Source organism: Siccibacter colletis, from assembly GCF_000696575.1.
Classification (GTDB): domain Bacteria; phylum Pseudomonadota; class Gammaproteobacteria; order Enterobacterales; family Enterobacteriaceae; genus Siccibacter; species Siccibacter colletis.
Genome location: NZ_JMSQ01000006.1, coordinates 267,444 through 288,509, shown reverse-complemented (window position 1 = coordinate 288,509; position 21,066 = coordinate 267,444). Strand labels below are relative to the sequence as shown.

At 57.0% G+C, this 21,066-nt stretch carries 20 protein-coding genes and 1 tRNA gene; 13 read left to right on the top strand and 8 right to left on the bottom strand.

Features of this window, described 5'->3' with window-relative positions:
- Window positions 1-338 precede the first annotated feature (338 nt).
- The 6 genes from mepS to yejF all read left to right on the top strand — a co-directional run bounded on the left by mepS (window position 339) and on the right by yejF (window position 8,271).
- Entirely contained in the window at window positions 339-908 is a 570-nt protein-coding gene (mepS, locus tag ET34_RS0107030) for a bifunctional murein DD-endopeptidase/murein LD-carboxypeptidase (protein WP_031520676.1), read from the top strand.
- A 184-nt stretch (window positions 909-1,092) separates the two neighbouring features.
- The gene (locus ET34_RS0107025) at window positions 1,093-2,649 is read left to right on the top strand and encodes a cyclic di-GMP phosphodiesterase (RefSeq protein ID WP_031520674.1); all 1,557 of its coding nucleotides are present in this window, start codon (window positions 1,093-1,095) and stop codon (window positions 2,647-2,649) included.
- A 96-nt stretch (window positions 2,650-2,745) separates the two neighbouring features.
- Window positions 2,746-4,551 carry an extracellular solute-binding protein gene (locus tag ET34_RS0107020; RefSeq protein WP_031520672.1) on the top strand — a complete coding sequence of 602 codons (1,806 nt, stop codon included), beginning with the start codon at window positions 2,746-2,748 and terminating at the stop codon, window positions 4,549-4,551.
- Window positions 4,552-4,560: 9 nt separating this feature from the next.
- The gene (locus tag ET34_RS0107015) at window positions 4,561-5,658 is read left to right on the top strand and encodes a microcin C ABC transporter permease YejB (RefSeq protein WP_031520671.1); all 1,098 of its coding nucleotides are present in this window, start codon (window positions 4,561-4,563) and stop codon (window positions 5,656-5,658) included.
- Window positions 5,655-6,680, top strand: a complete 1,026-nt coding sequence (locus ET34_RS0107010) for a microcin C ABC transporter permease (protein ID WP_031520669.1) — start codon at window positions 5,655-5,657, stop codon at window positions 6,678-6,680. Before ET34_RS0107015 ends, ET34_RS0107010 begins: the two co-directional genes overlap by 4 nt.
- Before the next feature lies 1 nt (window position 6,681).
- Window positions 6,682-8,271 carry a microcin C ABC transporter ATP-binding protein YejF gene (yejF, locus tag ET34_RS0107005; protein ID WP_031520667.1) on the top strand — a complete coding sequence of 530 codons (1,590 nt, stop codon included), beginning with the start codon at window positions 6,682-6,684 and terminating at the stop codon, window positions 8,269-8,271.
- Window position 8,272: 1 nt separating this feature from the next.
- Here the strand turns inward: yejF and ET34_RS0107000 are convergent, their stop codons facing one another.
- The 3 genes from ET34_RS0107000 to rsuA form a co-directional block, all read right to left on the bottom strand.
- Window positions 8,273-8,617 carry a YejG family protein gene (locus tag ET34_RS0107000; protein ID WP_031520666.1) on the bottom strand — a complete coding sequence of 115 codons (345 nt, stop codon included), beginning with the start codon at window positions 8,615-8,617 and terminating at the stop codon, window positions 8,273-8,275.
- A gap of 337 nt (window positions 8,618-8,954) precedes the next feature.
- Complete coding sequence (locus ET34_RS0106995; RefSeq protein WP_031520664.1) at window positions 8,955-10,148, bottom strand: Bcr/CflA family multidrug efflux MFS transporter; 1,194 nt, start codon at window positions 10,146-10,148, stop codon at window positions 8,955-8,957.
- A 14-nt stretch (window positions 10,149-10,162) separates the two neighbouring features.
- The gene (rsuA, locus tag ET34_RS0106990; RefSeq protein WP_031520663.1) at window positions 10,163-10,870 is read right to left on the bottom strand and encodes a 16S rRNA pseudouridine(516) synthase RsuA; all 708 of its coding nucleotides are present in this window, start codon (window positions 10,868-10,870) and stop codon (window positions 10,163-10,165) included.
- A 179-nt stretch (window positions 10,871-11,049) separates the two neighbouring features.
- On the opposite strand from rsuA, the gene ET34_RS0106985 reads away from it, so the two are divergent.
- Together ET34_RS0106985 and rplY are read left to right on the top strand one after the other, a co-directional pair.
- Window positions 11,050-12,810, top strand: coding sequence for a DEAD/DEAH box helicase (locus ET34_RS0106985; protein ID WP_031520661.1), 1,761 nt, complete (start codon window positions 11,050-11,052; stop codon window positions 12,808-12,810).
- A gap of 126 nt (window positions 12,811-12,936) precedes the next feature.
- Complete coding sequence (gene rplY, locus ET34_RS0106980; protein ID WP_031520659.1) at window positions 12,937-13,221, top strand: 50S ribosomal protein L25; 285 nt, start codon at window positions 12,937-12,939, stop codon at window positions 13,219-13,221.
- 77 nt (window positions 13,222-13,298) lie between these two features.
- On the opposite strand, the gene yejK is transcribed toward rplY, so the two are convergent.
- Complete coding sequence (yejK, locus tag ET34_RS0106975) at window positions 13,299-14,303, bottom strand: nucleoid-associated protein YejK (protein WP_031520657.1); 1,005 nt, start codon at window positions 14,301-14,303, stop codon at window positions 13,299-13,301.
- Between the two features lie 133 nt (window positions 14,304-14,436).
- Here yejK and ET34_RS0106970 point away from each other — a divergent pair, with 133 nt between their 5' ends.
- The 3 genes from ET34_RS0106970 (at window position 14,437) to ET34_RS0106960 (ending at window position 16,601) form a co-directional block, all read left to right on the top strand.
- Window positions 14,437-14,664 carry a YejL family protein gene (locus tag ET34_RS0106970; protein WP_024547518.1) on the top strand — a complete coding sequence of 76 codons (228 nt, stop codon included), beginning with the start codon at window positions 14,437-14,439 and terminating at the stop codon, window positions 14,662-14,664.
- A gap of 19 nt (window positions 14,665-14,683) precedes the next feature.
- On the top strand, window positions 14,684-16,447 hold the full coding sequence (gene yejM, locus ET34_RS0106965; RefSeq protein ID WP_031520653.1) for an LPS biosynthesis-modulating metalloenzyme YejM: 1,764 nt from the start codon (window positions 14,684-14,686) through the stop codon (window positions 16,445-16,447).
- Window positions 16,448-16,524: 77 nt separating this feature from the next.
- Window positions 16,525-16,601: transfer RNA gene (locus ET34_RS0106960), tRNA-Pro, on the top strand.
- 175 nt (window positions 16,602-16,776) lie between these two features.
- Here ET34_RS0106960 and ET34_RS0106950 read toward each other — a convergent pair.
- Genes ET34_RS0106950 through ET34_RS23185 form a run of 3 tightly spaced genes read right to left on the bottom strand, consistent with a single transcriptional unit; the run spans window position 16,777 to window position 18,005 of the window.
- Entirely contained in the window at window positions 16,777-16,980 is a 204-nt protein-coding gene (locus ET34_RS0106950) for a hypothetical protein (RefSeq protein ID WP_031520652.1), read from the bottom strand.
- 52 nt (window positions 16,981-17,032) lie between these two features.
- Complete coding sequence (locus tag ET34_RS21240) at window positions 17,033-17,635, bottom strand: hypothetical protein (protein ID WP_031520650.1); 603 nt, start codon at window positions 17,633-17,635, stop codon at window positions 17,033-17,035.
- Window positions 17,636-17,645: 10 nt separating this feature from the next.
- The gene (locus ET34_RS23185; protein ID WP_152548361.1) at window positions 17,646-18,005 is read right to left on the bottom strand and encodes a hypothetical protein; all 360 of its coding nucleotides are present in this window, start codon (window positions 18,003-18,005) and stop codon (window positions 17,646-17,648) included.
- 251 nt (window positions 18,006-18,256) lie between these two features.
- On the opposite strand from ET34_RS23185, the gene ET34_RS0106935 reads away from it, so the two are divergent.
- Both ET34_RS0106935 and eco read left to right on the top strand, forming a co-directional pair.
- Window positions 18,257-18,484, top strand: a complete 228-nt coding sequence (locus ET34_RS0106935) for a YgdI/YgdR family lipoprotein (protein WP_031520648.1) — start codon at window positions 18,257-18,259, stop codon at window positions 18,482-18,484.
- Between the two features lie 193 nt (window positions 18,485-18,677).
- On the top strand, window positions 18,678-19,175 hold the full coding sequence (gene eco / locus ET34_RS0106930) for a serine protease inhibitor ecotin (RefSeq protein ID WP_031520647.1): 498 nt from the start codon (window positions 18,678-18,680) through the stop codon (window positions 19,173-19,175).
- Between the two features lie 38 nt (window positions 19,176-19,213).
- On the opposite strand, the gene mqo is transcribed toward eco, so the two are convergent.
- On the bottom strand, window positions 19,214-20,860 hold the full coding sequence (mqo, locus tag ET34_RS0106925; RefSeq protein ID WP_031520645.1) for a malate dehydrogenase (quinone): 1,647 nt from the start codon (window positions 20,858-20,860) through the stop codon (window positions 19,214-19,216).
- Between the last annotated feature and the right edge of the window lie 206 nt (window positions 20,861-21,066).

Here is a 21,066-nt window from a genome sequence, read left to right as displayed (position 1 = left end):
TGTTTCAGTCGATTTCAGTAAAGTCACGCTTTTATAAGGGGATAGACGCCAGCCCGCGTGATGCCTGGCCTGCGGCAAAATAACCGATTCACATCCTGCATCACATTTTCTTATAAAAAAACGCATAAAAACTCTCGCATTGACTATGTCGATCGGGTAGTCTCACTCGGGTTTCGCCGTTCTGGCACGTTTTGGTAAACGTCTGAATTTTTTTGTGCGTTAAACCACAGTTTCTCATTCAGGTATTTGTCTGCAATTGCGGCGCTAATTAGTCTCGTCACGTTTGGCATTTTTATAACGATTTTTATCGTTAAGGACATCAAGGGAAAATAAATAACATGGTCAGATCTCAGCCGATTTTGAGATATGTATTGCGGGCGATCCCCGCCATAGCAGTCGCGGTTCTGCTTTCAGCATGTAGCTCAACAAACACCGCCAATAACATGCATTCTGAGACGCATGCAGTGAACGAGAAAGATGGTTTTCTACTGCAAGCCTCTCAGGATGAATTTGAAGAGATGGTCCGTACGCTGGATGTTAAAACCCGCCTTATGGATCAGTACGCCAGCTGGAAAGGCGTTCGTTACCGCATGGGTGGCAGCACCAAAAGCGGCATCGACTGCTCCGGTTTCGTACAGCGCACCTTCCGCGAACAGTTTGGCTTAGAATTACCGCGTTCCACGTACGAGCAGCAGGAAATGGGTAAATCCGTCTCCCGCACCAGCCTGCGTACTGGCGATCTGGTTCTGTTCCGTGCAGGCTCTACCGGCCGTCACGTCGGGATCTACATCGGCAACAACCAGTTTGTTCATGCTTCCACCAGCAGTGGTGTGATGATTTCCAGCATGAACGAGCCGTACTGGAAAAAGCGCTATAACGAAGCGCGCCGGGTACTCAGCCGCTCCTGATACCGCGTTGCCATTCAATCCCTTGATGTCAACGAGACTACGCTAAAACGCTGCTTCGGCAGCGTTTTTTTATGGGCCAACCGATAATCCGATGACGATGGTGATTAAGGTGGGCTATAGTCTGCGAAGCGCTATCTCTGTCCCTGCCATCCGTGCGGGGAGGCGACTGAGGATGTCTTAACCTATGCTCACACGCTATCTGTCGAGCCCAAAAAAAATTCTCATCCTGAGCCTGCTTTATGGTCTGCTGGCTGCGTTCCTGGTCGCCGGCATTCACGCCTTTTATCAGCATGCCAAACGCGAACAGCGTTACCAGGTTCTGATAAACGATCTCAGCGTCTATCTCGAAAGCTATTTCCGCGAATTAAAAGTCACCGCCGATAATATTCAGCCTCTGACGGCGTCCACCTGCCGCGACGTGTCAGCCGAGCTGACATCCCGCTCCGCGTTTCATGTTAACGTGCGCGCGTTTCTGCTGGTAAAAGATGAAATAGCCTACTGCTCATCGGCAACCGGTGATATGTCGCTGCCGCTGAATGAGTTCGTTCCGGATATCGATCAGAATAAAGATATCGACATCAGCTTCCTGCAGGGTACGCCGATGCTGCCCGGCAAGCCGGCCATTGCCGTCTGGTTTCGCAATCCGCTGCTGGCGGGCCGCGGGGTCTTTACCACCCTTAACGTCAACCTGACTCCCTACCTGCTCTATACCTCGCGCCAGCGCGATATCGCCGGAGTGGCGCTTATCGTCAATGGTAAAGCCCTCACCACCTTCTCGCCCAACGTGATCCCCGCCAGTGAACTGCCGGATACCCGCATTGGTGAGAGGCCGCTGCCCGGTTATCCGGTCTCGTTTGCACTCTACGGCGATCTCTGGCCGACGGATGATATTCAGATTTCAGTGCTGCTCGGCTTGTTTGTCGGGGTGCTGACCACGCTTGCCAGCGGTTACATACTCAATATGCGCCTGCAGCCGGGGCGCGAGATCTTAAGCGGCATCAAGCGCAACCAGTTTTACGTGGTGTGGCAGCCGGTGGTGGAGTCCGGAAAACTGCGGGTCACCGGCGCGGAGGCGCTGCTGCGCTGGAAGCATCCTCAGGCCGGGGCGATCCCACCCGATGCTTTTATTGGCTACGCGGAAGCGCAGGATCTGATTGTTCCCCTGACCCGCCATCTGTTTAAGCTGATTGCCGCCGATGCCACCACGTTGCAAACCGTGCTGCCGCCCGGCGCGAAGCTCGGGGTCAATATCGCCCCTGGCCATATGCACGCTCCATCTTTTAAGGATGACGTGCTGCGCTTTCTCGCCTCCCTGCCCCACGGCTACTTCCAGCTGGTATTTGAAATTACCGAACGCGACATGCTTAAGGAGACGGAAGCGGCCTCGCTGTTCGACTGGATCCACCAGCAGGGCATTGAGATTGCGATTGATGATTTCGGTACCGGCCATAGCGCGCTGATTTATCTTGAGAAATTTACCCTCGATTTTCTGAAAATCGATCGTGGATTTATCAACGCTATCGGCACCGAAACGGTCACCTCGCCGGTGCTGGATGCGGTGCTGACTCTGGCCAATAAGCTCAATATGACCACTGTCGCCGAAGGGGTTGAAACGCCGGAGCAGGCGAAATGGCTGCGCGCGCGCGGCGTGAATTATCTGCAAGGTTATCTGTTCAGCTATCCGCTGACGGTGCGCGAACTGGTCATCTGGCAACGCAACCGCGTACTGCCTGAGGAGTAGCATGGGGTTTCACAATCCATACCCCGTCACTTATTATGCAGCAGGCCGGGCGCTCGCCCGTGAATTCGCACTGGTTAATAAGGATACTGCCCTGCCATGATTGCGCGTATAGCGATAGTGCTGATGAGCCTGGTGTCACTCCCGGGTCTGGCAGCCACCATTGAAGAGGCCGAAGCATTTGCAGTTATCGGCGAGCCGAAATATGCCGTTGACTTCACCCACTATGATTACGTCAACCCGGCCGCCCCCAAAGGCGGCAGTATTACGCTGGCGAAAATCGGCACCTTCGATAACTTCAACCGCTTTGCGCTGCGCGGTAACCCGGGGGAACGTACCGGCTCGCTGTACGACTCGCTCTATACCACCTCTGACGATGAACCCGGCAGCTACTACCCGCTGATTGCCGAATCAGCACGCTATTCCAGCGACTACGCCTGGGCCGAGATCGCCATCAATCCCCGGGCGCGCTTTCACGACGGCACGCCAGTCACTGCCCGCGACGTGGCGTTTACCTTTCAGAAGTTTATGACCGAGGGCGTGCCGCAGTTTCGTATCTTCTATAAAGGCACCACGGTAAAAGCCATCGCCCCGCTGACAGTGCGCATTGCGCTGGGCGAGGCCGGGAAAGAGAAGCTGCTCAGCCTGTTCACCCTGCCGGTCATGCCGGAGAAATACTGGAAAAGCCGCAAGCTCAGCGACCCGCTGCCAACGCCGCCCCTTGCCAGCGGGCCGTATAAAATCAGCGCCTGGCGCATGGGTCAGTACATCACCTATTCCCGGGTGAAGGATTACTGGGCGGCAACGCTGCCGGTCAATCGTGGCCGCTGGAATTTTGATACCGTGCGCTACGACTACTATCTCGACGATAACGTCGCCTTTGAGGCTTTTAAAGCCGGCGCGTTTGATTTCCGCACCGAGTCGAGCGCGAAAAACTGGGCCACGCGCTATATCGGGCGCAACTTCGCGCAGGGCTATATCACCAAAGAGGAGCAGCCCAATACCTCCGCCCAGGACACGCGCTGGCTGGCGTTTAATATCCAGCGCCCTCTGTTCAGCGACCGCCGGGTGCGCGAAGCAATTACGCTCGCCTTCGACTTCGAATGGATGAATAAAGCACTGTTCTACGGCGCATACAGCCGTGCCAACAGCTACTTCCAGAATACGGAATACGCCGCCCGCGGCTACCCGGACGCCGCCGAACTGACGCTACTGGCACCGATGAAAGCAGACCTGCCACCGGAGGTGTTCACCGCGATCTACCAGCCGCCGGTGTCGAAAGGCGACGGCTTTAACCGCGATAACCTGCTCAAAGCCGCCGCGCTGCTGAAAAGCGCCGGCTGGGAGATCAAGAATCAGAAGCTGGTGAATGTGAAGACCGGTCAGCCGTTTCGCTTCGAGCTGCTGCTCTCATCGGGAGGTAATAACCAGTGGGTGATCCCGTTCCAGCATAATCTTGAGCGCCTCGGCATTACCCTCGACCTGCGTCCGGTGGACAACTCGCAGATCACCAACCGCCTGCGCAGCCGGGACTACGACATGATCCCGACGCTCTATCGCGCCATGCCGTTCCCTGGCTCTGACCTGCAAATTTCCTGGTCGTCGCAGTACATCGACTCCACCTATAACTCGCCGGGGGTCAGCAACCCGGTTATTGACCAGCTGATTGAAAAGGTGATTGCCCGTCAGGATGACAAAGCAGCCCTGCTGACGCTGGGGCGGGCACTTGATCGAGTTCTGACGTGGAATTATTACATGATCCCGATGTGGTACATGGCCTCTGACCGTTTCGCTTACTGGGATAAATTCTCCCGCCCGGCGGTGCGCCCGGTCTACGATCTGGGGCTGGACAACTGGTGGTATGACATCAACAAGGCAGCAAAACTGCCGGAAGCGCGGCGCTAAGGAGCGAACGTGGGAGCCTATCTTGTTCGACGCCTGCTGCTGCTGATCCCGACGCTGTGGGCAATCATCACCATTAACTTTTTCATCGTGCAGATAGCCCCCGGCGGGCCGGTGGATCAGGCCATCGCCGCCCTGCAGTTTGGCAACAGCAGCACGATGCCGGGCGGCGGGGGCGAAGGCATGGGCAGCACCCACGCCCGCACGGGCGTAGCGGCTCCCGGCGACAGCCAGTACCGCGGTGCGCGCGGCCTCGACCCGGAAGTGATCGCCGAAATTACCCATCGCTACGGCTTCGACAAGCCGCTGCACGAGCGCTATTTCCAGATGCTCTGGAACTATGTGCGCTTTGATTTTGGCGACAGCCTGTTCCGCAGCGCGTCGGTGCTGCAACTGATAAAAGAGAGCCTGCCGGTTTCCATTACGCTGGGGCTGTGGAGCACGTTAATTATCTACCTGGTGTCAATCCCGCTCGGTATTCGCAAGGCAGTGCACAACGGCAGCAGCTTCGACGTCTGGAGCAGTGCGGCGATCATCATCGGCTATGCCATCCCGCCATTTCTGTTCGCGGTGCTGATGATTGTCTTTTTTGCTGGCGGCAGCTATTTCGACGTCTTCCCGCTGCGCGGACTGGTGTCAGCAAACTTCGACACCCTGCCGTGGTACGGCAAAGTCATCGACTACCTCTGGCATATCACCCTGCCGGTGCTGGCGACGGTGATCGGCGGCTTTGCCGCGCTCACCATGCTGACCAAAAACTCGTTTATGGATGAGATCCGCAAACAGTACGTGGTTACCGCCAGGGCAAAAGGCGTGCCGGAGCGGCAGATCCTCTGGAAACACGTGTTTCGCAACGCCATGCTGCTGGTGATCGCCGGTTTCCCGGCCACCTTTATCAGCATGTTCTTTACCGGTTCACTGTTGATTGAAGTGGTGTTCTCCCTTAACGGCCTCGGCCTGCTGGGTTACGAAGCGACGGTATCGCGCGATTATCCGGTGATGTTCGGTACGCTCTATATCTTTACGCTGGTGGGGCTGCTGCTCAATATTCTGAGCGACATCACCTATACCCTGGTGGACCCACGCATTGATTTTGAGGGACGCGGATGAGCAGACTTAGTCCGGTAAACCAGATGCGCTGGGCGCGCTTTCGCCGCAACCGCCGCGGCTTCTGGTCGCTGTGGATCTTTCTTGTCATTTTCATTCTCAGCCTCGGCGCCGAGCTGGTGGCGAACGACAGGCCGCTGGTCGCCCGCTATGAAGGCGAGTGGTATTTTCCGGTGGTAAAAAACTACAGTGAAAGCGACTTCGGCGGCCCCTTCGCCACCGCGGCTGATTATCAGGATCCGTGGCTGCGCCAGCAGCTCGACCAGCGCGGCTGGGCGCTGTGGCCGCCGGTGCACTTCAGCGGCAGCTCCATTCATTTCGCCAGCCGCGAGCCGTTTCCCTCTCCGCCTTCGCATGAAAACTGGCTCGGTACCGACGCCAACGGCGGCGACGTGCTGGCCCGCACGCTCTACGGCACGCGCATCTCGATCCTGTTTGGTCTGATGCTGACCCTGCTCTCCAGCGTTATTGGCGTGACGGTGGGCGCGATTCAGGGCTACTACGGGGGAAAAATCGATCTCTTTGGCCAGCGCCTGATTGAAATCTGGTCCGGGATGCCAACGCTGTTTCTGATTATTTTGCTTTCAAGCGTGGTGCAGCCGGGCTTCTGGTGGCTGCTGGCTATAACCGTGCTGTTCGGCTGGATGAGCCTCGTGGGGGTGGTGCGCGCCGAGTTTCTGCGCACCCGTAACTTCGACTATATTCGTGCCGCTCAGGCGCTCGGCGTCAGCGACCGCAGCATCATCTTTCGCCATATGCTGCCCAATGCGATGGTGGCCACCCTCACCTTCCTGCCATTCATCCTGTGCGGATCGATTGCGCTGTTAAGCTCCCTCGATTTCCTCGGTTTCGGCCTGCCGCCCGGTTCAGCGTCGCTGGGTGAACTGCTGCTGCAGGGCAAAAATAATCTGCAGGCGCCCTGGCTGGGTATTACCGCCTTCTTCTCGCTGGCGATCCTGCTGTCGCTGTTGATCTTTATTGGCGAAGCCGTGCGCGACGCTTTCGACCCGAGTAAGGCTGCCTGATATGAGCGCTCCGCTGCTGACCATTGAGAATTTATCGATTGCCTTTCGCCAGAACGGCGTTGAGCGCCAGGTGGTGCACGACCTGTCGCTCAGCGTTGATGCTGGCGAGACGCTGGCGCTGGTGGGGGAATCCGGCTCCGGCAAAAGTGTCACCGCGCTGTCGGTGCTGCGGCTACTGCCTTCCCCGCCGGTAGTGTATCCGCAGGGCAGCATTCGCTTTCGCGGCCAGTCGCTGCTCGACGCCGACGAGCGCACTCTGCGCGGCGTGCGCGGTAACCAGATTGCCATGATCTTTCAGGAGCCGATGGTATCGCTCAACCCGCTGCACACCCTGGAAAAGCAGCTCTGTGAAGTGCTCTCCCTGCATCGCGGTATGCGCCGGGAAGCGGCCCGCGCCGAGATCCTCACCTGCCTCGATCGGGTGGGCATTCGCACGCCACGCGCCCGGCTCAACGACTATCCGCATCAGCTTTCCGGTGGGGAGCGTCAGCGGGTGATGATCGCCATGGCGCTGCTGACGCGTCCGGCCCTGCTGATTGCCGACGAGCCAACCACCGCGCTGGACGTCTCGGTACAGGCGCAGATCCTTACCCTGCTGGCGGAGCTGAAGCAGGAGCTTAACATGGGGCTGCTGTTTATCACCCATAACCTGACGCTGGTGCGCCGCATCGCCGATAACGTGGCGGTGATGCACAACGGACGCTGCGTGGAGCGTAATACCCGTCAGGCGCTGTTCAACGCCCCGCAGCATGACTACACCCGGCGGCTGCTGGCGGCGGAACCGGATGGCGAGCCCGTCCCGCTGGCAGCGGACGCCCGCGTGCTGCTGGAGGTGCGCAACCTCAGCGTCGCCTTTGCTATCAGGAAAGGTGTGCTACGTCGCACCGTCGGACATCATCACGCGCTGAAGCAGCTCAACATCACCCTGCGTGCCGGAGAGAGTCTTGGATTGGTGGGCGAGTCCGGCTCCGGAAAAAGCACGACCGGGCTGGCGCTGCTGCGGCTTATCCCGTCCGGTGGCGACATCATTTTTGACGGACAGCCGCTGCACCAGATGAACCGCAAGCAGCTGTTGCCGCTGCGCCACCGCATCCAGGTGGTGTTCCAGGACCCGAACTCCTCACTCAACCCGCGGCTTGACGTGCAGCAGATTATTGCCGAAGGGTTACGCGTGCATCAGCCGTCGCTTGATGCGGCGGCTCGCGAGGCGGCCGTGATCAGCGTGATGCAGGAAGTGGGGCTTGATCCCGAGACGCGCCATCGTTACCCGGCGGAGTTTTCCGGCGGCCAGCGTCAGCGCATCGCCATTGCGCGCGCCCTGATCCTCAAACCGGAACTGATCATTCTGGATGAGCCGACCTCATCGCTCGATCGCTCGGTGCAGGCCCAGATCCTCACCTTACTGAAAGCACTGCAGGCCCGTCACGGCCTGGCGTATATCTTTATCAGCCATGATTTACAGGTCGTGCGTTCGCTGTGCCATCAGGTCGCAGTGCTGCGCCAGGGCGAGGTGGTTGAACAGGGGAAATGCGACGAGATCTTCACCTCGCCGGGCGCGGAGTACACGCGAGAGCTGCTCGCGCTGCGCTAGATCAGACAGGGTTGTTGGCAGAGAAGCTTTCGGCGATAGCCACGCCAAAGTTTTTTAACCGCCCGGTCGCGGCGAATTCGTCCTGGCGTTTGACGAACAGGCAGGGTTCGCCCTCGCACTCCAGCACCGAACACTCTACGGCGATATCGCTCAGCGCCTGGCTCAGCTTCTGCATCACCACCCAGGCATTTTCGCCGTCGGCGCTCAGGAGCTTCAGCGCGATAAGGCTGTTGTCGCCGGCCTGGCCGTTTTGCGGAATCGGTTCGACTTTAGTGCCTGCGGAACCCGCCAGCCAACGAAAGCTCTGCGGCAAGCGATGGACGATGGAGAGTTGTAACGTATTCAAAATGGTGTCCCCGGATATCATAAAAACAGCTCATCATGCGCGCGGCAAAGTTAATACAATGTTGCATTAATGTTCAACATTCGCAACATTTTTGCTCACCAGCCACAGCACATTTCGCGTTACCCTTTCACTATCAGGGTTTTATTTTTGTGCTCTGGCACGCATTTTCGCGCTATATGTAACGCGTTCTGAGCGCTAACTCAACCTTTTTCACCTACAAATTTATGACTTTTTACTGCCAGCGCTTTTACATTCAGGAAACAAATTAATCGATTCGCTATCATCACCGGCAGCAAAAAGGGGACCGCGGGTCCCCTGAAATCGGCAAGCTGTTGCTTCAGGCTGTGCGCTTCGGCCGACTGGCGTACAGATAGAAGAAGATTGAGCAGCTGGCGCAGATGGCTATAGAGAGCAGCATCGGCCAGGCGGTGGTGAAGGTTGCCAGCGACAGCAGCGCGCCGGTAATCGCCCCGATGCCGAAGCGGAAGGTGCCTGCCAGGGACGACGCGGTCCCGGCCATGTGCGGGAACTCGTCAAGAATGACCGCCATGGCATTGGACGCCACCATTGAGATACAGCCGACAAACACCGCGATACCCAGTACCAGCGTCCAGAACCCGACGTCCAGCAATGCCGTAACTACCATCCATATCGCCATCACAAACTGGACCCACAGCCCGGTGCGGAACATGTTCAGCGCCCCGACGCGCCGCACAAAGCGGCTGTTGATGATGGTCATGATGAACAGGAACACGATATTCAGCGCAAAGTAATAGCCGAAGTGCTGGGGCGAAACGTGATTCAGCTCGATGTAAACAAACGGTCCGGCGCTGAGGAACGAGAACATCGCCGCAAAGCTGAAGCCGCTCGCCAGCATGTAGCTCAGCACGCGCTTGTGGCGGAACAGCGCGGCGAAGTTACCCACCGTGGTGCGCAGGTGAAACTTCTGACGCTTCTCCACCGGCAGGGTTTCGTGGATCAGGAAGTAGATCATGCCGCAGGCCAGCAGCGCCATCACCGCGAGGATCCAGAAGATATAGTGCCAGGTAAACCATACCAGCACCGCGCCCCCGACCATCGGCGCCACCAGCGGCGCAACAGTAGTGACCAGCATGACAAACGACATCATGCGCGAGAACTCCTCTTTCGGGTAGATATCGCGCATCAGGGCGTTGATCACCACGCTCGCCGCCGCTGCCGCCAGACCGTGCACGAAGCGCATGGCGATCAGCTGGTCAATGGTGCTGGAAAGCGCGCAGGCCATCGCGGCAAAGGCAAACACCAGCGTGCCGCCCAGCACCACCGGCTTGCGGCCAAAGCTGTCGGCCATCGGGCCGTAAAACAGCTGTCCCACTGCAAAGCCCAGGATATAGGTGCTGAGGGTCATCTGCGCGCTGCCCGCCGGTACGCCGTACTCGTTGGCAATAACCGGCAGCGCCGGAAGGTACATGTCGATCGACAGCGGCATCAGCATGGCCAGCAGGCCAAGAATAAATACAATCCCCAGCGATGAATTCTGCCTGGATGTCACAGTGTTCTCCTGAATTAACGTGAAGGCGTAATGGCGAGAGCAATCTCTTCGTCGGTCAGCGGACGGTATTCACCGGGTTCCAGTTCCGGGTCAAGCACCACTTCGCCGATGCGCTCGCGATGCAACCCGACAACGTGGTTACCCACCGCCGCGAACATGCGTTTCACCTGGTGGTAGCGCCCTTCGCTGATGGTTACCCGCGCTTCGGTCGGGGTGATGATCTCCAGCGTCGCCGGTTTAGTGAGATCTTTTTCATTGTGCAGCTGAATACCTGCCGCGAACTGTGCCACGGTTTCGTCGCTCAGCGGCGCATCCAGGGTCACCAGGTAGGTTTTCTCACAGTGGTGGCGCGGAGAAGTAATGCGGTGCGACCACTGGCCATCATCGGTAAGCAGCACCAGGCCGGTGGTATCGATATCCAGACGCCCTGCGGCATGCAGCTTGTACGCCATCGGCTCCTCAATGAAATAGAGGATGGTCGGATGATCCGGATCGTCGGTGGAGCAGACGTAGCCTTCTGGCTTGTTGAGCATGAAATAGCGCGGGCCGCGCTGCTGTGCCAGCGTATTGCCCTCGTAGGCCACCTCGTGCTCGGGCAGAATTTTGAAGGCGCTGTCTCTGACGATGTCGCCGTCGACGGTGACGCGGCTGGCGCGGATTTCACGCGCGGCCAGTGCGCGGCTGATTTCGAGCTGTTGAGAAATAAACTTATCGAGTCGCATTAAATCTGATTGCCTGTTGCGCGTTTCGCTGTGTCGGAGGGGCAAAACGCTGAAAAGAAGAAGGTATAAGGAGTAACGCGTCCAGTATAACGAGACTGGGATTGCTCACAAGGCAAAAGCCATATTTCCCTGGCTTTTCATGCCATAATGGCACGGTGTGATCATTATTACGGTTTGAGATGTCTTTTACTCTTCGCCCCTATCAGCGCGACGCGGTGGACGCCACCCTGCGCTACTTCCGTCAACATCAGACGCCTGCGGTTATCGTTCTGCCCACCGGGGCGGGAAAAAGTCTGGTTATCGCCGAGCTGGCGCGGGTCGCGCGCGGGCGCGTGCTGGTGCTGGCGCACGTCAAAGAGCTGGTGGCGCAAAACCACGCCAAATACCAGGCGCTGGGACTGGAGGCGGATATCTACGCCGCTGGCCTGTCGCGTAAAGAGAGCCAGGGAAAAGTGGTGTTCGGCAGCGTACAGTCGGTGGCGCGTAATCCCGACCACTTTCAGGGCGCGTTCTCCCTGCTGATCGTCGATGAGTGCCACCGCATCAGCGGTGACGACGACAGCCAGTACCAGCAGATCCTCACCCATCTGCGCAAGGCCAATCCGCAACTGCGCCTGCTGGGACTGACCGCGACGCCCTACCGCCTCGGCAAAGGCTGGATCTATCAGTTCCACTACCACGGCATGGTGCGCGGCGATACGAAAGCGCTGTTCCGGGACTGCATCTACGAGCTGCCGCTGCGCTACATGATTAAGCACGGCTATCTGACGCCGCCGGAGCGCCTTGATATGCCGGTGGTGCAGTATGACTTCAGCCGCCTGACGGCCCAGTCCAACGGCCTGTTCAGCGAGGCAGACCTCAACCGCGAACTGAAAAACCAGAAGCGCATCACGCCACACATCATTAGCCAGATTATGGAGTTCGCTCAGACGCGCAAAGGGGTGATGATTTTTGCCGCCACCGTGGAGCACGCGCGGGAAATCACCGGCCTGCTGCCAACCGATGAAGCCGCGCTGATCACTGGCGATACGCCCGGGCCGGTACGCGATGAGCTGATTGAGGCGTTCAAAGCCCAGCGCTATCGCTATCTGGTGAACGTGTCGGTACTGACCACCGGGTTTGATGCGCCGCACGTCGACCTGATCGCAATTCTGCGCCCTACCGAATCGGTCAGCCTGTACCAGCAGATCGTCGGACGCGGCCTGCGCCTCGCGCCGGGCAAAACCGACTGTCTGATCCTCGACTATGCCGGTAACCCGCACGATCTTTACACCCCGGAAGTGGGCAGTCCGAAAGGGAAAAGCGATAACGTCCCGGTGCAGGTGTTCTGCCCGGCCTGCGGCTTCGCCAACACCTTCTGGGGAAAGACCACCGCGGACGGCACGCTGCTCGAACACTTTGGCCGCCGCTGCCAGGGGTGGTTTGAGGATGACGACGGCACGCGCGAGCAGTGCGACTACCGCTTCCGCTTTAAGAACTGCCCGAACTGCAATGCGGAAAACGACATCGCGGCCCGTCGCTGCCGCGAGTGCGACCAGGTGCTGGTTGACCCTGACGATATGCTGAAAGCCGCGCTGAAACTGAAAGACGCGCTGGTGCTGCGCTGCGGCGGTATGGCGTTGGCGAGCGGTGCCGACGATAAGGGCGAGTGGCTGAACGTCACCTATTATGATGAAGAGGGTGCCGATGTCAGCGAACGCTTCCGGTTGACCACCCCGGCACAGCGCACCGCCTTTGAGCAGCTGTTTATCCGCCCGCATACCCGCACGCCCGGTGTACCGCTGGCGTGGAAAACCGCCGCGGACATTCAGCGGCAGCAGGCCTTGCTGCGCCATCCCGACTTTGTGGTCGCGCGTAAAAAAGGTCACTACTGGCAGGTACGCGAGAAGGTGTTCGACTACCAGGGGCGTTTCCGGCGCGCCAATGAATTGCGCGGCTGAGGCTGTTTTCGTTGCTGCTGCCTGAAAACAAAGCTATAATGCCGCCCGCTTTTGCATCCGCAAAGCAGAACAATCGCCTGTTGCTGGGTCGCCTGTAACAGGTTTTTTATTTGAAGAGAGACAGCAATGTTCACTATCGAAGCACAAGCACGTAAAGAGCAGGGTAAGGGTGCGAGCCGCCGCCTGCGCACAGCGAACAAGTTCCCGGCCATCATCTATGGTGGTTCTGAAGCGGCAATCGCCATCGAACTGGATCACGACAAAGTAATGAACATGCAGGCGAAGCCTGAGTTCTACTCTGAAGTTCTGACCATCGCTGTTGACGGTAAAGAAATCAAAGTTAAAGTTCAGGCTGTACAGCGTCACCCGTACAAACCTAAACTGGCCCACGTGGACTTCGTTCGCGCGTAAGTGCAGATGAAACCAGAATAAACGCCGCTTATGCGGCGTTTTTTTATGGCTGAATCAGGGCGGCGCACCGCCCGGTGTTATTTGCCCGACGTGCGGCGCTGAAGCTGATCGCGCAGGTTCGGCGGCGTACCCTTGATGGTCAGGGTATCGGTGGCCGGGTCCCAGAAAATGCGCTCGCCCAGCAGCATGGCATCGAAATTGATGGTCAGACCGCCGCCGCTACCGGCGTATTTAGTGAGCTGACGCAGGGTGCTGCGATCCGCCGGGAACGTCTCTTCCAGCTCATAACCCTGCTCGGCAGTAAACTCCTGGAAATTTTTCTCGCCAAAGCTTGGCAGCTCTTTTGCCAGCTCGGAAAGCGCAATCTCCTCCCCCGCCTGAAGCTGCTCGCTGCAGTAGCTGTACACCTGCTGACGCACGTTCTGGCGCTCGTTTTTATCGAGCTGCGCTTCCGCGGTGTAGTCATCCACCGCCTGTAACAGGCCGCGGTTCTGCGCTTTGGTATCCAGCCCCTCGCTGGCACCGAGGAAATCCATAAAGAAGTCTGACACCTTGCGCCCCACGCGCCCTTTCAGGAACGTCAGGTAGCGGGTCGATTCCGGGTTGGTTTCCCACTCGGTGAGATCGATACGCGCCACGATATCGGCATGGGCGATGTCCAGATAGTGCGTCGAACTGATATCCAAATTCTCATTCACGCGCATGCTGCTGAGGTTCGTCAGCACTGCCACCAGCAGATATTCCACCGCCAGATAGCGATAGTGGCAGAACAGCACCACCCCGCCGTCGGCGAACGGGTATTTCGCCAGCTCGTCGCGCAGACGCGCCGTCGCCGCACGGCTGAACGGCAGGAAATCTTCTTCACCCTGGCGGTGCAGACGCAGGGTCTGCGCCAGCTCGCTCTCTTCCGCGAACAGGCCGTAGGCTTTACTTTTGGCGCTATAAACCCGGTGCAGCTCCGCCATCATCTCTTCTACGGCGGCGCTGGTTTCCAGCAATGAATTGCGCAAGACCAGCTCAAGGTTCTGCTCATCACGCTTGATAAGCTGGTGTATGGCAATCTGGTTGATATCCAGACTCATGATAAACTCTCCTTTCAGACCGGGCGGTATTCAACCACCGCCCGTCGCCTTGTGCAACCGTTGATAAAAATGCGGAAAAAATGCCTCTGCTACGGTAAGATGTCGGACTTTCTTCACAAACTGATTTTGAGTTATGCCACAACAATCCCGCTATAGTGACGAACACGTCGAACAACTGCTGAGTGAACTGGCGCAGGTGCTGGAAAAGCATCAGACGCCAACCGACCTTTCCCTGATGGTACTGGGCAATATGGTCACGAACCTTATCAACACCAGCGTCTCCTCCGCACAACGTCAGGCGATCGCCCGTTCGTTCGCCCAGGCCTTGCAGTCTTCCATTCACGAAGACAGCAAGCACTAAGGGATATTAACGACTCGTTATGGTGACTAACCGCCAGCGCTACCGTGAAAAAGTCTCCCAGATGATTAGCTGGGGGCACTGGTTCGCCCTGTTCAACATTCTGGTTGCCATAGCGCTGGGAAGTCGCTACCTGTTCATCGCTGACTGGCCGACGACCCTGACGGGCCGGGTATTCTCCTGGGTCAGCCTGATGGGCCACTTCAGCTTTCTGGTCTTCGCCGGTTACCTGCTGATCCTGTTCCCGCTCACCTTCGTGGTGATGTCGCAGCGGCTGATGCGCTTCCTCTCCGCCGCTTTTGCCACCGCTGGCATGACGCTGCTGCTTATCGACAGCGAAGTCTTTACCCGTTTCCACCTGCACCTCAATCCGGTGGTGTGGGAACTGGTGATAAACCCCGATCAGAGCGAAATGGCCCGCGACTGGCAGCTGATGTTTATCGGCGTGCCGATCCTGCTGCTGATCGAAATGCTGTTCGCCACCTGGAGCTGGCAGAAGCTGCGCAGCCTGAGTCGCCGCCGTCATTACGCCCGCCCGGTAGCGACGCTGTTTTTCGTCTCGTTTGTGGCCTCGCACCTGATGTATATCTGGGCCGACGCCAACTTCTACCGTCCGATCACCATGCAGCGCGCCAACCTGCCGCTCTCCTACCCGATGACCGCGCGCCGCTTCCTTGAGAAGCACGGCCTGCTGGATGCTCAGGAGTACCAGCGTCGCCTGGTGGAACAGGGCAACCCGGAAGCGGTATCGGTACAGTATCCGCTCAGCGACTTGCGCTATCGCGACATGGGCACCGGGCATAACGTTCTGCTGATCACCATCGATGGCCTGAACTATTCGCGCTACGAGAAGCTGATGCCAAACCTGGCACAGTTCGCCGGGCAGAACATCAGCTTTACCCAGCATATGAGTGCCGGTAACTACAGCGATAACGGCATCTTCGGCCTGTTCTACGGTATCTCTCCGGCCTATATGGACGGCGTGCTCTCGGCGCGCATTCCGGCAGCGCTGATCACCGCGTTGAACCAGCAGGGCTATCAGCTCGGCCTATTCTCGTCAGACGGCTTCAACAGTGCGCTCTATCGACAGGCCCTGCTCTCTGACTTCTCGCTGCCTACGGCAAAACCGCAAAGCGATGCCCAGACCGCCGGGCAGTGGATCAACTGGCTCGATAAATACGCAACGGAAGATAATCGCTGGTTCTCGTGGGTCTCCTTCAACGGCACAACGCTTGACGGCGACAGCAACCAGCAGAACTTTACCCGTCGCTATGGCCGGGCGGCACAGAACGTTGACGGGCAGATTTCCCGCGTGCTGGAGGCCTTAAAAGCCGCCGGTAAGTTTGATAATACCGTGGTGATTATCACCGCCGGACGCGGCGTGCCGCTTGACGACGCGCGCGACAGCTTCGCCTGGGATCGTTCGCGCATTCAGGTTCCGCTGGTGATCCACTGGCCGGGTACGCCGGCGCAGAGCATCAGTAAGCTCACGCAGCATCAGGATGTGATGACGACCCTGATGATGCGCCTGCTGCATGTCAGCACGTCGCCGGGGGAATACTCTCAGGGTGAAGATCTGTTTGCCGCGACGCGCAAAAATAACTGGGCCATCGGTGCCGACAGCAACACGCTGGCGGTGACCACCCCGCAGATGACGCTGGTGCTGGATAACAACGGCAACTACCGCACCTGGGACGAGAGCGGTCATCGGCTTGATGACGATAAACCGCAGCTCGGGCTGCTGCTGCAGGTGCTGACCGATGAAAAACGGTTTATCGCTAACTGATTGATTAATTATAATCCAGTCAGTTTGCCGTACCCTTGCAATCGGTCGGGAAATGGGTAGTATTAGCCTCCACGTGTCGGCACGTAGCGCAGCCTGGTAGCGCACTGTCATGGGGTGTCAGGGGTCGGAGGTTCAAATCCTCTCGTGCCGACCAAAAATCCTTTAAAAAAGGGCTTATCATTTCGATAAGCCCTTTTTTATTGCCGCTTCATACCTTCGCTGGCGTAACGCGCCTCATTACATCACCCACAAAGCCGCCAGCACCGCCAGCCAGAACACTACACAAACGAGACACAGGAAAAGTACCAAGATGCGATAAAGGAAATCGATCATTTATCACTCTTCAGCTGCGAGATCCTGATCTCCCTGATGCAGCGCTGATTCACAAGCAGCAGGGCATACACAGAAACTGCAATCACAAAAGCAATTCCGATAAAGCCCCAGCTGTCGAACAGTGCGGTACTGTCACTCAGGCTACAGATGGCAAGGCCGCCCATATAGATAGCCAGCCAAAGAAAAGCGAATAATTTCATCTGCTATCATCCAACGAAAAGCCCCTCTGATGTGGGCTATCATCATCAACCATTACATGTGGAATCCGTGACCCGCTCCGGTATGCCCGCCGAACGCATGGTCATGGGCGTTATCACCCCCCGTGCCCGTGCCATGGTCACCATGAGAACCACCCTTTGTTGCTCCATCATGGCCGCCTTTAACAGAGGGATGGAAAGCAGAATTGAATGCTACCTGAACCTGGGTGCCCGGCTTGAGCGTGCTGGCCTTAACCCTACCTGCAGGCGTATTTACCAGCATATCCGGCTTCAGACTGGAGACATTTACATTGATGGTATTAGCGGCATCGTATCGTTTGTTGTGAGCTGCTAATTCTTTTGCCTGTGCGAGAGCGTTTGTCTGGATTTCTGTACGGGCACGCTGTGCTGCCTCAAGCTCTGCAGCAGTTTTGGCCTGAGTCATGCCAAAAGATTTCACTTGTGATGCGGTTACCTGCTCGCGCTCGACACCTGACCATACAGAACCATAGTCATCTTTCACGGAATAGGAGCCATCAGTAGCCTGGGCAACGATTTGGCCACCTGTAAAATCAACTGTTGCGTTTGCATTCCCGGCAGCAAACCAGGCCAAAGTGCTCAAAGACAGCACCACGAGTTTTGTACGATTAATAAACATAAAATGTGCCTTAAGGGGTAACCGTTGCATGAGTAACAACGTCTTTTTGATTGATGGTCAGGTTAATGGCGTACTTCCCTTTCACCCATTTGAGTGGCGCAGGGTTAGTGAATCCGTACCCATTCAGCGCTTCGTATGCTGCATCCGTCGGCTGATTGAGAACGGAGTCGCGCAGAAATGCGCTGATCTGCTGGCGCTCGGCATTGGTGTTTTGCATTTTTGTCTGGTGAATATCGCAGCCCTGTAGCTCAGTAATCTGAGTACAGCCGGAGCGCTCAAGCTGGGCGCGGTATTTAGTACTGATGGCATGCGATGGCGTGGCAACGATGGCGAGTAACGTCAATGTATAGACCGCGTGTCTAAGTTTCATTTGGTGATATTTCCGGAGGTCAACTATTTGTGTCGCTAATATAGCGACACTCCGGAATGTGATATTGATCACAATCAAGCCTGTTGGTCGTGGCGTTAAACCGCCGAAATCACCCTCCGAATCACCTGCTGGCACGACATATATTTTTAGCAGTTAGTGCGAAATCTTTACATTTAACCGTCATAAACCACTGACAAAAAATCCTCTGCTATAATAAAACCTAAGCAAAACAACCAATAGAGAGGATGGATATGAAAAAGACACTGATCATTCCGTTAGCCGCACTGCTGGCGGTAACCGCACTGTCAGGTTGTACGCGCACAAGCTACGCTATCCACACAACGGACGGGCGTACCATCATCAGCGATGGCAAACCAAAAGAGTCTGATGCTGGCCTGCTGGGCTATACCGATGCGAACGGCGTGAAGCAGCAGATCAACAAAACCGAAGTCGAGAAAGTGGCGGAAGTGCCGCACTGATCGTCGAAGCCCCTGCGGGGGCTTTTACTTACCCTCCATACATCCCTTCAACTAAATCCCCACAAACAGCCTGAAACACCATCTATATTTCATTAACCAGTTTTTTACACCGAAAAATATCGTAAATCTGAATTAATTCATTAAGACCCTATGGTAATCTTTCAGCACGATGAATTTGCTTTAAGGAACCACGATGAAACATGCACTGATGCTGATTATCGCTGCCTGCGCCAGCGGTGCCGCATGGGCTGACACCCTCCCCGCTTCGACGTCCCAGCCGCTTGAGAAAATCGCGCCTTATCCGGCGGCGGAAAAAGGCATGAAGCGCGTGGCGATTGCTCTGCCTGCGCTGGAGAACGAACAGAATTACAAAGTAGAACTGCTGCCCGGTAAAACCATGGGCGTGGACTGCAACCAGCACCGCATGGGCGGCACGCTGGAGACGAAAACCCTGGAGGGCTGGGGCTATGACTATTACCAGCTGAGCCGCGTCAGCGCGCCGGCATCCACCATGATGGCCTGCCCGAAAAACGAGAAAACGCAGAAGTTTGTGCCGGTACAGCTCGGCGATAAGGCTATGCTGCGCTACAACAGCAAGCTGCCGATCGTGGTCTATGCGCCGGAGAATATTGAGGTGAAGTATCGGGTGTGGAAAGCGGATGAGACGCTGCAGAGCGCCGTTGAACGATAAGCATAAAAAAACCCCGCCGCAGCGGGGTTTTTTGTCAGTTACAGCGCGATATCAGATACCGCGTTAACTTCCTGGTCCGGCATTTTGCCTTCCGGCTTCGGCGCCGGAGAGACCGCTTTCGGCGCTTCGTATTTCAGGCCCAGTACGCGGCTGGTGTTTTCCAGTTCACGTTCCGTGGCTTCAACGTTGCCGTTCAGCTTAGTGCCATAAGACGGGATGATGGTTTTCAGCTTCGCCTGCCACTCTGGGGTCGCAACCTTGTCTTTAAACACTTTTTCCATCAGGTGCAGCATGATCGGTGCCGCAGTAGACGCGCCCGGTGATGCACCCAGCAGCGCGGCAACGGTGCCGTCTTTGTCGCTGACTACTTCAGTACCCAGGCGCAGCACGCCGCCCTTCTCTTCATCACGTTTGATGATCTGCACGCGCTGACCCGCCTGCCACAGACGCCAGTCTTCTTTCTTCGCCTGCGGGTAGTATTCCTGCAGCGCTTCGAAACGCTCGTCGTCAGACAGCATTACCTGGCTAATCAGGTATTTCACCAGATCGAAGTTATCCAGGCCTACGTTTACCATCGGCATGAAGTTCGAGGTGGTGGTCGCGCTCATCAGATCCCACAGGGAACCGTTTTTCAGGAACTTGGTGGAGAAGGTCGCGAACGGCCCGAACAGAACGACGCGCTTGCCGTCCAGCATACGGGTATCAATGTGCGGAACCGACATCGGTGGCGCACCCACGGAAGCCTGACCGTAGACTTTCGCCAGGTGACGGTTAACCACTTCCGGGTTCTCAGACACCAGGAACTGACCGCCGACCGGGAAGCCTGCGTAGTTTTCCGCTTCCGGAATACCGGTTTCCTGCAGCAGTTTCAGCGCCGCGCCGCCCGCACCGATAAAGACGAATTTCGCCTTGATGGTACGTTCCTGCTCGTTGTTTTTCAGATCGGCAACGGTCACAGTCCAGGACTTGTCGTCGTTACGCTTGAAGCCGCGCACTTCGGTGCTGAGCTGCAGATCGAACTTATCGTTCTTCTTCAGAGAGGCGACCAGCTGACGGGTGATTTCGCCGTAGTTAACGTCGGTACCGATTTCAGTGCGGGTGGCAGCGACTTTCTGGTTCGGGTCGCGACCTTCCATTACCAGCGGTGCCCACTGCTTGATCTGCGCGTGATCTTCAGAGTAGAGCATGCCGCGGAACAGGGAGCTTTTCTGCAGAGCGGCATAGCGCGCGCGCAGGAAGTTCACGTTCTGATCGCCCCACACGAAACTCATGTGCGGTACGGTATTGATAAAGGTTTTCGGGTTGGTCAGCACGCCCAGGTTGACCTGGTGCGCCCAGAACTGACGGGAGATCTGGAAGGCTTCGTTGATCTCAACCGCTTTCTCGATGCTGATGCTGCCGTCGGAGTTCTGCGGGGTGTAGTTCAGTTCCATCAGCGCAGAGTGGCCGGTACCGGCGTTGTTCCAGCCGTTAGAGCTCTCTTCCGCCACGCCGTCCAGGCGCTCAACCATGGTCATCGACCAGTCCGGCTCCAGCTCGTGCAGGTAGGTGCCGAGGGTGGCACTCATGACGCCGCCGCCGATGAGCAGAACGTCGGTTTGCTCTTCTTGCGCTGCGTTAGCCATTCCGGTAAACAGTCCGGTTCCCATCGCTGCCGCGAAGAGAATGGCAGATAAGTTTTTCATATTCATAGCCTTATCGCTTTCTTCTGGCCTTATTCAGGCGCTTATATGGTCTTTGCAGGTGAAAGTTGTCGCCGCAGCCACGCGCACGCGCGGCCTGGATACGCTGACATTTCCATACTTAAGGGGGGCTAAAGTTAACACTACCAGGAAAAGATTGAAATAATGTTTAAAAATTAAATTAATATTTGTCTTAAGTTGTTAATCCG

What these genes read in the sequence shown, in the direction of transcription:
- mepS (WP_031520676.1), top strand. Translation starts at nt 339, where the DNA reads ATGGTCAGATCTCAGCCGATTTTGAGATATGTATTGCGGGCGATCCCC.
- ET34_RS0107025 (WP_031520674.1), top strand. Translation starts at nt 1,093, where the DNA reads ATGCTCACACGCTATCTGTCGAGCCCAAAAAAAATTCTCATCCTGAGC.
- ET34_RS0107020 (WP_031520672.1), top strand. Translation starts at nt 2,746, where the DNA reads ATGATTGCGCGTATAGCGATAGTGCTGATGAGCCTGGTGTCACTCCCG.
- ET34_RS0107010 (WP_031520669.1), top strand. Translation starts at nt 5,655, where the DNA reads ATGAGCAGACTTAGTCCGGTAAACCAGATGCGCTGGGCGCGCTTTCGC.
- yejF (WP_031520667.1), top strand. Translation starts at nt 6,682, where the DNA reads ATGAGCGCTCCGCTGCTGACCATTGAGAATTTATCGATTGCCTTTCGC.
- rsuA (WP_031520663.1), bottom strand. Translation starts at nt 10,870, where the DNA reads ATGCGACTCGATAAGTTTATTTCTCAACAGCTCGAAATCAGCCGCGCA.
- ET34_RS0106985 (WP_031520661.1), top strand. Translation starts at nt 11,050, where the DNA reads ATGTCTTTTACTCTTCGCCCCTATCAGCGCGACGCGGTGGACGCCACC.
- rplY (WP_031520659.1), top strand. Translation starts at nt 12,937, where the DNA reads ATGTTCACTATCGAAGCACAAGCACGTAAAGAGCAGGGTAAGGGTGCG.
- yejK (WP_031520657.1), bottom strand. Translation starts at nt 14,303, where the DNA reads ATGAGTCTGGATATCAACCAGATTGCCATACACCAGCTTATCAAGCGT.
- ET34_RS0106970 (WP_024547518.1), top strand. Translation starts at nt 14,437, where the DNA reads ATGCCACAACAATCCCGCTATAGTGACGAACACGTCGAACAACTGCTG.
- yejM (WP_031520653.1), top strand. Translation starts at nt 14,684, where the DNA reads ATGGTGACTAACCGCCAGCGCTACCGTGAAAAAGTCTCCCAGATGATT.
- ET34_RS0106950 (WP_031520652.1), bottom strand. Translation starts at nt 16,980, where the DNA reads ATGAAATTATTCGCTTTTCTTTGGCTGGCTATCTATATGGGCGGCCTT.
- ET34_RS21240 (WP_031520650.1), bottom strand. Translation starts at nt 17,635, where the DNA reads ATGTTTATTAATCGTACAAAACTCGTGGTGCTGTCTTTGAGCACTTTG.
- ET34_RS23185 (WP_152548361.1), bottom strand. Translation starts at nt 18,005, where the DNA reads ATGAAACTTAGACACGCGGTCTATACATTGACGTTACTCGCCATCGTT.
- ET34_RS0106935 (WP_031520648.1), top strand. Translation starts at nt 18,257, where the DNA reads ATGAAAAAGACACTGATCATTCCGTTAGCCGCACTGCTGGCGGTAACC.
- eco (WP_031520647.1), top strand. Translation starts at nt 18,678, where the DNA reads ATGAAACATGCACTGATGCTGATTATCGCTGCCTGCGCCAGCGGTGCC.
- mqo (WP_031520645.1), bottom strand. Translation starts at nt 20,860, where the DNA reads ATGAAAAACTTATCTGCCATTCTCTTCGCGGCAGCGATGGGAACCGGA.